Below are 12,336 nucleotides of genomic sequence, written 5' to 3'. Positions count from 1 at the left end.
TTGCTATTATAAAAAGTCCCCGCACGATGGCGAGGACTTTGTCAGCAGTCTGAGAGCCTGGGCTCTCTTTTTTTATTTCATTCAGCGTTTTTTAGCCTTCACTGGCTAGCTTGGCTTCCTGAGGAACTTTCTGTTCCTGATCTGGCAGGCCTGCGAGGGTGCTTAGGTCATCCATATTCAGGATATGTACTTCCTTGCCGTTTACGGCGATCAGGTCACTGTTCTGGAAGCGCGTGAAGACACGGCTGACGGTTTCAACGGCCAAGCCCAGATAGTTTCCAATCTCGTTACGTGACATCGGAAGACGGAAGGTAAATGGCGAATACCCTCGGCGCTTGAAGCGAGTGGACAGGTTCGTCAGGAAGGTTGCGACACGTTGCTCAGCATTCTTTTTGCTCAGCAGCATCATCATCTGTTTATCATCCCGCAGTTCACGGCTCATGATACGCAGAACCTGAGAACGCAGCTCGGGCAATTCTTTAGCCAGCTCTTCCAGACGTGCAAATGGAATTTCACAAACGGTTGTGGTTTCCAACGCTTTAGCTGATACCGGGTACGTTTCACAATCAATACCATCTAAGCCAACCAGTTCACTTGGCAAATGGAAATTCGTGATCTGTTCTTCGCCATCATTTGTCATGGCGTAGTTTTTGATACTGCCGGAACGAACCGCGTAAACACAATCAAAGCGGTCACCCTGATGGAAAAGGTGCTCACCTTTCTTCAGAGGTTGTCGGCGCTTGATGATTTTATCCAGCTGGTCTATGTCTTCAAAATTCAGTGAGATCGGCAGGCAGAGTGAACTCAGGCTGCAGGTAACACACTTAGTTTCCTTGCTAGGGTGAAAACATATTCCCTTAAGTTGCCCCTTTGGCATATCAGAACTCCGGGCTTAATGACTTACGAAATGGCTCACGGACGCCTCTTAAACACTAAGGCTGTAGCTCATTATGAACATTTTGCTTAACTACGCAAAGTTTTTTTGATGCATATCAGGTTTAACAGAATACCTGATCTGAAGCAAAAAAGGAGAAGGCTTAAGCCTTCTCCTTTAGTCGTGTCAGACTTAGAGAATCAGATAATCCGAGAGTAAGATTGGGTTAAGGCTTTTTTATCCAGGTACTTGTCAAAGGCCATACAAACGGCGCGAACCAGAAGTCTTCCTGCCGGAGTGACTTTCAGTTTGTTACCTGAAAGATCAATCAGACCGTCACGGTGGTGTTGTTGCAAAAACTCCAGTTCTTCTTTGAAATAGCTGTCAAAGTTGATGTTAAAGTCGCGACTGAAGTTGTCACCATCCAGTTCAAAGTGACAGATGATCTGGTTAATCACACTGCGGCGCAGAATATCATCGTCGCTGAGTTCCAGGCCCTTGATCACCGCCAGTTTGCCGTTATCAATAAAGCTTTCGTACTCATCAATGGTGTAGGCGTTCTGGCTGTAGGTGTTTGCCTGCTGGCTGATGGAAGATACGCCCATGGCGATCAGATCGCAGTCAGAATGCGTGGTGTAGCCCTGGAAGTTACGGTGCAGTTTACCTTCCCGTTGTGCAACCGACAGGCTGTCGTCCGGCTTGGCAAAGTGGTCCATGCCGATATAAACGTAACCCGCTTCAACCAGTCGATTGATCGTGTGTTCCAGAATCTGCAGTTTGACGCTTGGTTCAGGAATCTCTTCATCTTTGATGCGACGCTGCGGCTTAAAGCGTTCCGGCAGGTGAGCGTAGTTAAAGACCGAAATACGATCCGGGCTCATTTTTATGATGGTTTCCAGTGTTTCGCTGAAAGTGGCCACTGTTTGCAGAGGCAGGCCGTAGATCAGGTCGATATTCAGGGATCGGAAACCCAAGCGACGGGAATGATCCAGAATATCCTGCGTCATCTCTTCGGACTGGATACGGTTTACCGCTTTCTGCACATCAGGATTAAAGTCCTGTACACCGAGGCTGACGCGGTTAAAGCCCAGCTCACGCAGCAGCTCCATGGTTTCACCGGTGGCTTCACGAGGATCAATCTCAATAGAGAAATCACCTTCATCATTGCCCTGCAGATTAAAAGCCTCACGGGTTTTGGCCATCAGCTGGCGCATCTGGTCATGGCTCAGGAAGGTCGGTGTACCACCGCCCCAATGTAGCTGTTTTACCTGACGGTTTTCAGCATTGGCCAGAGCGGCCTGCATCTCAATCTCTTTGTAAACACGTTCCAGATAAGGCTCAGCTTTTGCAGTGTCCTTGGTGGCAATTTTGTTACAGCCACAGTAGAAGCAGATGGTGTCGCAGAAAGGAATATGAAAATAAAGTGACAGCGGGCCGTCGGCTTCAACACTGCGTTGTGCCGCTGCACGGTACTCAGCTTCACCAAACTGATCGGTAAACTGAACCGCCGTTGGATATGAGGTGTAGCGGGGACCAGAGATGTTATAACGCTGGATAAGATCGTGATCCCACTGGATCTGAGTCCGTGTATTCATAGTTAAAACCTATTCGGCATCGCCGTGCAGTGCATCTGAGAATGCGGTATCTGTAAAATAATTTGGTTTGGCCTCTCACGGGTGTCCCAGCAGCTGAATGCAGCCTTAATGCTGGTGGGCGGATGATTCTTCTGAGTCATTCGGCATTACCGAAGAGTGGTCACCTGAATGCGCCCTGTCATCCGATAGCTGTTCCACAGCAGAAGGTTCGAGAGCCGAACCTGTCGGATAAGTGACGTTTGCGCCGGTATTGTGAGTGCTGTGATGATCGCTTTCTGTAAACAGAGGAGCGAGCTGCCAGAGCGCAAAAATAATGATCGTGATAGCCGCGAGGGAGCGTACACCAGATGAACGGCTTAAATCTTTGATCTGGCTCGCTAAAACGCCAGTCAGTAGCATCGCGGGCAGGGTTCCCAGCCCAAAAAACAGCATAATCGCAGCACCCTGCATTGGGTGAGCAACAGAGAGTGCCCAGATCAGCACACTATAGACCAAGCCGCAGGGCAGCCACCCCCAGATTAGTCCCAAAGCCAGAGCCTGAGATGTGTTACGTACCGGCATCAGTCGAGAGGCAAAGGGCTGTAGGTAACGCCATAAAAAGCGTCCGCCATTTTCGATATAGACCAGTCCTTTCCACCAGTTGGCGATATAAAACGCCATCAGGATCAGGGTCAGGCTGGCGATAATCCGCATGACGTCTGCAATCATTAAAAGGCTGTCACTAAGCAGGGAGCCAATTGAGGCAACGATCAGCCCTGCTACGGTGTAACTGAAAATCCGACCGGAATTATAAGCCACAAGAGCAGGCATAACGGTACTGGACGGGGAACGAGCCAGTGTCAGGGTACTCATGATGCCGCCACACATACCTAAGCAATGGGCACTTCCCATCAGTCCAAATATGAAGGCAGCGAAAAGCGTCATCGGGCTGAAGTCAGCCCCCATGATATGAAGGAGATTAGAGGATTCCATTAGGATTGTTTCGAATCCTCTGAATCCGGTGGACTTGCTTCCTGACTATCTGGCTGCAGATCGTTCTTTTCAGCAGATGATTTTTTTGTTTTGGGCTTAACATCATCGTCATAAAGGATGCTGTAGGCTGGCCCACTCAGGTCGTCGAACTGATTACTGTCTACAGCCCAGAAGAACGCCCAGATCGCAACGCCCAGTAAAATCAGTGATAGTGGGATCAGTAAAAAAAGAATACTCATATGTGCAATTCCTCCTGACGTTCAGTGGATTTCAGCTGCGGTAGTTTAGCACTAAGTCGAAGGGCATTGAGCACCACAATCAGGGAGCTGGCGGACATTCCGATAGCGGCGAGATAGGGTGGGATAATACCGGCAGCGGCCAGCGGAAGAGCCGTCAGATTATATCCGGCAGCCCAAACAAGGTTTTGTCGGATAATCATTCGGGTTTTTCGGGTCAGCGCGATACCGTCGGCAATGCGCTGTAGCTGCCCGGACATCAGGATCGCGTCGGCACTGGTTTTCGCCAGATCAGTGGCATTACCCATCGCGATAGAGATGTCAGCACCAGCTAACACAGGAATATCATTGACACCATCACCGACCATGATGATGCGCTCTCCCTGTTCCTGAAGTTGACGGATATAGCTCAGCTTATCTTCAGGAGATGCGCCGGAACGTATGTTAGTGATGCCTGTCGCCCGGGCAACACTGTTAACCGCCCCGGATTGATCTCCTGACAGAAGGTCAACTTTGAGCCCTTGTGTCTTTAGTGCGCTGATCGCATCTTTTGCTGCTGGGCGAATGCGATCGCCAATCGAAAACCATGCGATGGGTTTCAGGTTTTTACTCAGTAGCAGCCATTGCCCATCATCCGGTAGCTCGGGAGACTGCTGGTTGTCGGTTGCAAAAGCAGGAGTCCCGATTCGGTATCTGTCGCCCAGAATGATGCCGCTGAGGCCTTGTCCGGGCACAGACTGGACTTCCTCCGCCATGTAAAAACCGCGGTATTCGTCAAAGGCCCGAGCGATTGGGTGCTCGGAGGTACGTTCAAGGGCTGCTGCCAGTTTCAGGACTGTTTCATCATCAAGAGCGCTGTCCAGAAGGCGCGTTTCAGCCAGTATCAGACGCCCCTCTGTCAGAGTACCGGTTTTGTCGAACACGATACGGGACGCCTGAGCTAAGCTTTCCACGACATGTCCTCGTGTCACAAGAATACCTTGTTCACGCAGGGCGTTAGTGGATGTTGTTAAAGCCGTTGGTGTTGCAAGAGACAGTGCGCAAGGGCAGGTGACAACCAATACGGACAAGACAATCCAGAACGCATCTTCCGGACTATGCAGCCACCAATAAAGGCCAACGCCGCAGGTTGACAACAGAACACCCAGTACGAACCAGTGTGCAACTTTATTAGTGATTTCTGCTGTTTTAGGACGTTCAGAAAATGCACGATCCAGCAGGTGAACAATGTTGGCAACCCGTGCATTTTGACCGGTTTTTTCCACCTGGATTTTAAGCGGACTTTCAACATTCATGGTGCCGGCCAAAACCCGATCGCCAGCTGATTTCGAGACAGGCATATACTCACCCGTCAGAGCTGATTCGTTAAGACTGCTCTGACCTTCAAGAATGATGCCGTCAGCAGGTAAGGTATGGCCCGGCTTGATCAACAACAGATCACCTTCTTTCAGCTCACGGGTCAGTACGACTTCTTCCTGATCCTGTCCCTCTTTACGGTTAAGACGAGTTGTGCTGGTCGGAATCAGAGTGTTCAGGGCATTACCACTTCGGCCGATGCGGTGCCGAGCCCGCATCTCCAGATAGCGACCGAATAGCAGAAAGAAGGTAAACATGCTGACAGAGTCGAAATAAACTTCGCCGCTATTGGTGATCGTTGCCCAGGCACTGGCAGCAAAAGCAACGCCAATGGCCAGTGATACCGGCACATCCATTGTTAAATGGCGTGCTTTAAGATCCCTGAACGCGGCTTTAAAAAAGGGTTGTGCGGAATAAAGAATAACCGGAGCAGAGACCACCAGAGAGAGCCATCGGAAGAGAAGAACATACTGCTCTTCCATCTCTTCAAATGCACCCGCATAGAGCATAATGGCAAACATCATCGCTTGCATCATCCCCAGTCCTGCAATGATCAGGCGACGAATGGTTTTGCGTTCCTGCTTAACCAGGCGTTCCTGTTGTTCATCAGCCTGATAGGGGTAAGCCTGAAAGCCGATGGCGGCAAACATCGCCATCAGCTTGCTCAGTTCGATCTTATCCGGAGACCAGCGCAGTGTTGCTCTGTGGTTACTGAGGTTGACGCGAATGGTATCCACGCCACTGCTTTGACTGACCTGATGTTCAATCAGCCAGACACAGGCGGCGCAGGTGATACCGTCGATAGCAAGTGAGGCTTCTTTTACGCCATCTCCAAGATCGCGGACAAAACTTTCCTGTACGTCATCGCGATCATAAAGAGCAAAAGCGGCCTGCTGCTCGTCGGTCATATCATCGGGCCGCGTAGCCGGGCCTTCACGGAAGCGGTAATAGTTTTCAAGACCGCCATTTACAATCGCATGCGCAACAGCTTCACAGCCAAGGCAGCACATGGGTTGTTTTTCATCATCAATAACGACAGAAAAGTTGGAGCCGACAGGAACCGGCTCACCGCAGTGGTAACAGGATAAGCTCATAACAATCCACCGGTATTATTGGCCAGCTTTAAGGGTAAAGCTTTCTTCGACAGGGAATTCAGCACTGCCTTTCAGACGCCAGTTACCGCTTTCCGCTGAAATATCCATATACCAGAGGTTCAGAGGAGCTTTCTCAACCTGACCACGGTAGTGATTGTCAGCAATCTGGCTCAGAGTGATACCATAGTCTTTTGCCGCGCGGGTCGGGTTGATGAAGTCCAGTTTAAGTTCTGTGGGCCAGCTCTCCAGCTGACCATCCAGAGTGACCAGAACGTCGCCTGTCAGGCTATCGACTTTCACCTCAGCAGACATGCCAAGCTTGGTGGCATTATGGTCTCTCTCAAGGGTCTGGTTAATGGCCAGACCCTCTTTGTAGTAGTTGTCGTTGACCGTGCCATCAAAAACCTGAATGGAAAAGGTCAGCATCGTCATACCAACAATCACGGTAACAATCAGCGGCACCAGGAGGAACCATGGCCAGAATTGTTTGTACCATGCTGTCGGTTTTGTATTGGTATTCTGCATTGTTATTACCGCTGTACGGCTCCAATAAAGCGTGATTCTTTTGTCAGCTCATAACCCGAGCCGTCTACGGATTTCACGGTGACTTCAATATCCGCACTTGGCACAGACATATTATCTCGGCTGATTTTCATGCGGACAGGTAAGCTGATCACTTCTCCGGCGCTCACTGAGACTTCTTTTGTGCCAACCAGTTCCAGACCTTTCAGGCCATCTACTGATAATTCATAGGTGCGGGTAACCTGATCCATATTGGCAAGCTTGATAATAAAGCTGTTCTCAACATTACCTTCAGCGTCCATGCGGTAGAGCTGATTGCGGTCACGGAGTACTTCAAGCTCCAGAGGAATACGATCACCAACAGCAAAAGCAAAGGCGATAATCATTGCCATCAAGGCAACAAAATAACCAATCAGTCGTGGTCTTAGAATATGGGTCTTTTTGCCTTCCAGTTCGTTTTCAGTGGTGTAACGAACCAGCCCACGCTCATAACCCATTTTATCCATCATCTCGTTACAGCCATCGATACAGGCGGCACAGGTAATACACTCGTATTGCAGGCCGTCACGGATATCGATGCCGACCGGGCAAACCTGAACGCAGACACCACAATCAATACAATCGCCCAGGCCACGCTCTTTATAGGTCTCATCACCTTTTTTGCGGGGGCCGCGAGCTTCGCCACGTTTTTCATCGTAGGAAACAACCAGAGTGTCACGGTCAAACATTACACTTTGGAAGCGGGCATAGGGGCACATGTACATGCAAACCTGCTCACGCATCCAGCCAGCATTGACATAGGTAGCCAGAGTAAAGAAAACCAGCCACCAGGTTTCCCAGGGGCCAAGATCACCGGAAAGAATGCGAGGGCCAAGATCTCTGACCGGGGAGAAGTAACCTACAAAAGCGAAAGCGGTTGCCATTGCAATTGCCAGCCAGATCACATGTTTGGCGGCTTTGCGAATAAATTTATTGCCGCTCATGGGAGCTTTATCAAGGGATACCCTTTGGTTCCGGGAGCCCTCTGTGATGCGTTCTGCCCAGATATAGAAGAACGTCCAGACGCTCTGTGGGCAGGCGTAACCACACCATACGCGACCAGCAAACACGGTCATAAAGAACAGAAGAAATGCCGCAATAATCAGTGCCCAGGAAAGCAACATGAAATCATGGGGGAAAAAGGTAAAACCAAAAACGTGGAACTGTCGGTTTGGCAGGTCAAAAAAGATTGCTTGCTTACCATCCCACTGCAGCCAGGAAAATGAGAAATAGGCCAGCAAAAATATCCAGTTTACCGATGTTCGCAGATTTGTGAAAAAGCCTATCGCGCGTCGAACATAGATATGTTTGCGCTTCTGATAAAGATTTTCCCCCTCATCTTTTTTCTCGTTTTTACGCTCATTCGCAGACTTAACGGTATGAGCACGCTTTTTAGCGGCGTCCGTAATGTCCTGAGTAGGAATTCTATCCTTCATCGCTAACCAACCTTTTTTTGCATATAGGTATAGATGGAACCAAAAAATCAGGTTCAGGTTTCTACGATTCTACGGGATTTTTCAGGGAGGAGGGAGGGAAAGGAATGCGACATTGTGTCGCATTCCTTCAGGTGTTTACTTGCCCTGAGACAGGCTGTAAACGTAGGCAGCTACCAGGTGAACTTTGTCTTCACCAATATACTTAGCCTGTGCTGGCATGTGGCCGTTACGACCCAGACGGATCGACTGTTCAACAGACTTGGCTACGCCCCATTCAGGGTTCAGGTACAGCCAGGTGTTATCGGTCAGGTTGGGAGCGCCCAGCATCTGGTTGCCTTTACCATCCGCACCGTGACAAGCCGCACACATTGCAGTGTAAGTTGCAGAACCCGTCTGAGCTGCAGCAGCGTCAGTTTCCTGACCGCTCAGGCTCAACACGTACTGAGTCATTTGAGTAACACCTTCGTCACCCAAAACTTCACCCCAAGCCGGCATCTGACCGTTACGACCATTAATAATGGTGTGCTTGATAGCGTCAGCGGAACCGCCGTAAAGCCAGTCAGTGTCTGTCAGGTTCGGGAAGCCGTATGCACCGCGACCGTCGGAACCGTGACACAGTGCACAGTTGTTTGCGTACAGACGCTGGCCTACTTTCATCGCTTCTTCATCTTTTGCCAGATCTGCAACAGGGATACTTGCATACTGATCAAAGATTGGTGCGTAGTGTTCATCAGCATACTGAATCTCAGCTTCCCACTGGTTTACCTGAGTCCAGCCCAGGAAACCTTTGAAGGTACCCAGACCAGGGTATAGCGCCAGGTATACCAAGCTGAAGATGATGGTTGCGATGAACATGATGAACCACCAGCGTGGCATCGGGTTGTCATACTCTTCGATTCCATCGAAGCTATGACCCATAGTCTTCACATCACCACTCTTAGGGGCAGAGACACGGTTGGCAAACAGAACCCACCAGCAGCCTGCAATCACACCCAGAGTGATAACAATGATCCATGCGCTCCAAAAGCTAGTCATGGTCTTTATTCTCCAATTTTGATTTGCCCGAGTTATGGGTATCTTCGTCGGCGAAAGGCAGATTTGCCGCTTCATCAAAGCTGCTCTTCTGACGCTTGCTGTAAGCCCAGATAACCAGGCCGATAAAGCCAACCATTACAAAAATGGTTGAAACGCCGCGTAAGTCATTGATATCCATAAACCCTTACCGTTTGTCTTTCAGCACAGTACCCAGCTGCTGCAGATAAGATACCAGTGCTTCAATTTCAGTCTTACCTTGAACATCAGCTTTAGCGCTTGCGATATCTTCATCGGTGTACGGAACACCCAGAGTGCGCAGAGTTTCAAGCTTCTTGGCAGTCAGGCGACCATCCAGCTTGTTGCTGAACAGCCAAGGGTAAGACGGCATTTTAGACTCAGGTACTACGTCGCGCGGGTTGTACAGGTGAGCACGGTGCCAGTCGTCAGAGTAACGACCACCCACACGGGCCAGATCTGGACCGGTACGCTTAGAGCCCCATAGGAACGGGTGGTCATATACAGACTCACCCGCTACGGAGTAGTGACCATAGCGCTCGGTTTCCGCACGGAACGGACGAATCATCTGAGAGTGACATACGTTACAGCCTTCACGGATGTACACGTCACGACCTTCAACCTGCAGAGCGGTCAGAGGTTTCAGACCCTCAACGGGTTGGGTTGTTTGCTTTTGGAAGAACAGGGGCACGATTTCGGCGAGGCCACCAAAGCTGACCGCTACCAGAATCAGTACGATCATCAAGCCAACGTTCTTTTCAATATTTTCGTGTTTCATGTCTATCGTTCCTTACCTTGGCATCAGGCTGTCTGTGCAACAGGCTTGGCTTCAGTGCTGCGTACAGTCTTCCAGACGTTATAAGCCATCAGCAGCATACCGGTTACCCAGAACACGCCGCCCAACCAGCGAACCAGGAAGCCTGGGTGACTTGCTTCCAGTGCTTCAACGAAGCTGTAGGTCAGGGTGCCGTCTGCGTTAACCGCACGCCACATCAGACCCTGCAGGATGCCGTTAACCCACATAGATGCGATATAAAGAACAGTACCGATAGTCGCCAGCCAGAAGTGAACGTTAATCAGGTTAACGCTGTGCATCTGTTCTTTGTCAAACAGGCGAGGAATCAGGTGGTAAATAGCACCGATAGAGATCATCGCTACCCAGCCCAGGGCGCCAGCGTGTACGTGGCCGATAGTCCAGTCAGTGTAGTGAGACAGTGCGTTCACTGTCTTGATTGCCATCATCGGACCTTCGAAGGTAGACATACCGTAGAAAGACAGAGATACAACCAGGAAGCGCAGGATAGGATCGTTACGCAGTTTGTGCCACGCACCGGACAGCGTCATCATACCGTTGATCATACCACCCCAGGATGGAGCCAGCAGGATCAGAGACATAACCATACCCAGAGACTGAGTCCAGTCTGGCAGAGCTGTATAGTGCAGGTGGTGAGGACCGGCCCACATATAGGTACAGATCAGTGCCCAGAAGTGAACAATAGACAGGCGGTAGGAATATACCGGACGCTCTGCTTGCTTAGGAACGAAGTAGTACATCATGCCTAAGAAACCAGCCGTCAGGAAGAAACCAACAGCATTGTGGCCGTACCACCACTGAGCCATCGCATCGATTGCACCGGAGTATGCAGAGTAAGACTTAGTGAAGCTTACTGGCAGTGCCGCGCTGTTTACGATGTGCAGAATAGCAACAGTAATGATGAAAGCTGCGTAGAACCAGTTTGCCACATAAATGTGGGAGGTTTTACGAATTTTAACTGTCGCCAGGAAGTTGATTGCGTAAGCAACCCAGACCACGGCGATCAGAATATCGATTGGCCATTCCAGTTCTGCGTACTCTTTAGAGCTTGTCAGACCCAGAGGAAGTGTAATTGCCGCCAATACGATAACCAGCTGCCAACCCCAGAAGGTGAAGGAAGCCAGAGCGTCGGAGAACAGACGAACCTGACAGGTACGCTGTACGACGTAGTATGAAGTGGCGAATAGTGCGCTACCACCGAAGGCGAAAATTACCGCGTTAGTGTGCAGTGGACGAAGACGACCAAAGCTCAACCAAGCAGTATCAAAGTTAAGTGCCGGCCATACCAACTGAGCAGCAATCAGGACACCGACGGTCATGCCGACGATACCCCAAACTACTGTCATGATGGCGAACTGCCGGACCACCTTGTAATTGTAGGTCGGTTGTTCAGTTGCTGTGCTCATGTCAGGTTCCCATTAACAGCGAGTTTAAGTGAAGGAATCCAGCCGAAGTCTCTTGGACTACGGCTTTTTTGGCAATGACGCATATCAAGGGATGCGCGACAATCCGCCGCACCGTACCGTGGGCATAGGGTTGTTCTGCAAAACCAGACATATTTGCGTCATACCTGAGTTCAACGCTTCCTCTAGCGAATCTTCCAGGCGAGGGGATTTTAACAGCAAATAGATAGGGATGGCATAGCCGAAAGTTGTAAAAACCTAATGCTGATAGGGGTTTGTTGATCTGGGTCGTTAAATTATGACCCTGCAAATTATCGGGCTTTTATGGCTCTTTCGGCCGAAAGGTAGGCATGGTATGAGATGCAGAGCTGTTGTTGATAGATGGATAGGGCATTTGCTTGTGTGGTTGTTTATCGGCTTCCGGGCGGGTGGATCGAAACCTTTGCATAGACCCTTTTCGGTTTGTTGATCGTTTTACTGTATTTGAGCGGTATTCAGAACAGTGTTGAGCCGTTGTTGTTGTATTCGTTTTGAATATTTCTATTGATTCTTACAGCAGAGGTTGTTGATTCGGCAGTTTTTCTTATTGATGTGGTGACCTAACTGACTGAAAAATAATTTAAATTTTTTTTAAAAAGTATTTGACAGGGTTTGATATTTCCCTATAATTTGCGCCACAAGTTCCGGGGGTGGTTAGCTCAGCCGGGAGAGCACCAGCCTTACAAGCTGGGGGTCACAGGTTCGATCCCTGTACCACCCACCAATTTAATTGGTATCCGAAACTTGTTGATGATATGCGGACCGGTAGTTCAGTTGGTTAGAATACCGGCCTGTCACGCCGGGGGTCGCGGGTTCGAGTCCCGTCCGGTCCGCCAATTTCATCGCTGCGTTGGGTGGTTAGCTCAGCCGGGAGAGCACCAGCCTTACAAGCTGGGGGTCACAGGT

11 protein-coding genes and 2 tRNA genes are annotated in these 12,336 nt (G+C 49.9%); 2 read left to right on the top strand and 11 right to left on the bottom strand.

Annotation, left to right across the window (positions count from 1 at the left end; genetic code table 11):
* Positions 1 to 91: 91 nt before the first annotated feature.
* From fnr to ccoN, 11 genes are all read right to left on the bottom strand, one after another.
* Positions 92 to 877, bottom strand: a complete 786-nt coding sequence (fnr, locus tag AC4GL5_RS17560) for a fumarate/nitrate reduction transcriptional regulator Fnr (RefSeq protein ID WP_490384102.1) — start codon at positions 875 to 877, stop codon at positions 92 to 94.
* A 197-nt stretch (positions 878 to 1,074) separates the two neighbouring features.
* Positions 1,075 to 2,469, bottom strand: a complete 1,395-nt coding sequence (gene hemN / locus AC4GL5_RS17555; RefSeq protein ID WP_490384101.1) for an oxygen-independent coproporphyrinogen III oxidase — start codon at positions 2,467 to 2,469, stop codon at positions 1,075 to 1,077.
* Positions 2,470 to 2,574: 105 nt separating this feature from the next.
* Entirely contained in the window at positions 2,575 to 3,441 is an 867-nt protein-coding gene (locus tag AC4GL5_RS17550) for a sulfite exporter TauE/SafE family protein (protein ID WP_490384100.1), read from the bottom strand.
* Entirely contained in the window at positions 3,441 to 3,680 is a 240-nt protein-coding gene (gene ccoS / locus AC4GL5_RS17545; protein ID WP_490384099.1) for a cbb3-type cytochrome oxidase assembly protein CcoS, read from the bottom strand. The genes AC4GL5_RS17550 and ccoS overlap by 1 nt, the downstream gene beginning before the upstream one ends.
* Complete coding sequence (locus tag AC4GL5_RS17540; protein WP_490384098.1) at positions 3,677 to 6,127, bottom strand: heavy metal translocating P-type ATPase; 2,451 nt, start codon at positions 6,125 to 6,127, stop codon at positions 3,677 to 3,679. The genes ccoS and AC4GL5_RS17540 overlap by 4 nt, the downstream gene beginning before the upstream one ends.
* Before the next feature lie 15 nt (positions 6,128 to 6,142).
* Entirely contained in the window at positions 6,143 to 6,652 is a 510-nt protein-coding gene (locus AC4GL5_RS17535) for a FixH family protein (RefSeq protein WP_490384097.1), read from the bottom strand.
* A 5-nt stretch (positions 6,653 to 6,657) separates the two neighbouring features.
* On the bottom strand, positions 6,658 to 8,124 hold the full coding sequence (gene ccoG / locus AC4GL5_RS17530) for a cytochrome c oxidase accessory protein CcoG (protein ID WP_490384096.1): 1,467 nt from the start codon (positions 8,122 to 8,124) through the stop codon (positions 6,658 to 6,660).
* Positions 8,125 to 8,259: 135 nt separating this feature from the next.
* Complete coding sequence (gene ccoP / locus AC4GL5_RS17525) at positions 8,260 to 9,159, bottom strand: cytochrome-c oxidase, cbb3-type subunit III (RefSeq protein ID WP_490384095.1); 900 nt, start codon at positions 9,157 to 9,159, stop codon at positions 8,260 to 8,262.
* A complete protein-coding gene (locus tag AC4GL5_RS17520; RefSeq protein ID WP_086481518.1) occupies positions 9,152 to 9,337 on the bottom strand; it encodes a cbb3-type cytochrome oxidase subunit 3 in 186 nt (61 codons plus the stop codon). The genes ccoP and AC4GL5_RS17520 overlap by 8 nt, the downstream gene beginning before the upstream one ends.
* Positions 9,338 to 9,343: 6 nt before the next feature.
* Positions 9,344 to 9,952 (bottom strand): cytochrome-c oxidase, cbb3-type subunit II, encoded by a 609-nt coding sequence (gene ccoO / locus AC4GL5_RS17515; protein WP_490384094.1) that lies wholly within the window; start codon positions 9,950 to 9,952, stop codon positions 9,344 to 9,346.
* Between the two features lie 23 nt (positions 9,953 to 9,975).
* The gene (ccoN, locus tag AC4GL5_RS17510; RefSeq protein WP_490384093.1) at positions 9,976 to 11,394 is read right to left on the bottom strand and encodes a cytochrome-c oxidase, cbb3-type subunit I; all 1,419 of its coding nucleotides are present in this window, start codon (positions 11,392 to 11,394) and stop codon (positions 9,976 to 9,978) included.
* A 684-nt stretch (positions 11,395 to 12,078) separates the two neighbouring features.
* Between ccoN and AC4GL5_RS17505 the strand changes: the two genes are divergently transcribed.
* Positions 12,079 to 12,154 (top strand) — tRNA-Val (locus AC4GL5_RS17505).
* A 35-nt stretch (positions 12,155 to 12,189) separates the two neighbouring features.
* A tRNA-Asp gene (locus AC4GL5_RS17500) sits at positions 12,190 to 12,266 on the top strand.
* Positions 12,267 to 12,336: the final 70 nt, after the last annotated feature.

The organism is Oceanospirillum sp. (genome assembly GCF_982874595.1).
This window is presented reverse-complemented; position numbering and strand designations above follow the sequence as displayed.

Coding starts and splice junctions, on each gene's coding strand:
- ccoG (WP_490384096.1), bottom strand. CDS start 8,124: ATGAAGGATAGAATTCCTACTCAGGACATTACGGACGCCGCTAAAAAG.
- ccoS (WP_490384099.1), bottom strand. CDS start 3,680: ATGAGTATTCTTTTTTTACTGATCCCACTATCACTGATTTTACTGGGC.
- AC4GL5_RS17535 (WP_490384097.1), bottom strand. CDS start 6,652: ATGCAGAATACCAATACAAAACCGACAGCATGGTACAAACAATTCTGG.
- ccoN (WP_490384093.1), bottom strand. CDS start 11,394: ATGAGCACAGCAACTGAACAACCGACCTACAATTACAAGGTGGTCCGG.
- AC4GL5_RS17550 (WP_490384100.1), bottom strand. CDS start 3,441: ATGGAATCCTCTAATCTCCTTCATATCATGGGGGCTGACTTCAGCCCG.
- ccoO (WP_490384094.1), bottom strand. CDS start 9,952: ATGAAACACGAAAATATTGAAAAGAACGTTGGCTTGATGATCGTACTG.
- AC4GL5_RS17540 (WP_490384098.1), bottom strand. CDS start 6,127: ATGAGCTTATCCTGTTACCACTGCGGTGAGCCGGTTCCTGTCGGCTCC.
- AC4GL5_RS17520 (WP_086481518.1), bottom strand. CDS start 9,337: ATGGATATCAATGACTTACGCGGCGTTTCAACCATTTTTGTAATGGTT.
- fnr (WP_490384102.1), bottom strand. CDS start 877: ATGCCAAAGGGGCAACTTAAGGGAATATGTTTTCACCCTAGCAAGGAA.
- ccoP (WP_490384095.1), bottom strand. CDS start 9,159: ATGACTAGCTTTTGGAGCGCATGGATCATTGTTATCACTCTGGGTGTG.
- hemN (WP_490384101.1), bottom strand. CDS start 2,469: ATGAATACACGGACTCAGATCCAGTGGGATCACGATCTTATCCAGCGT.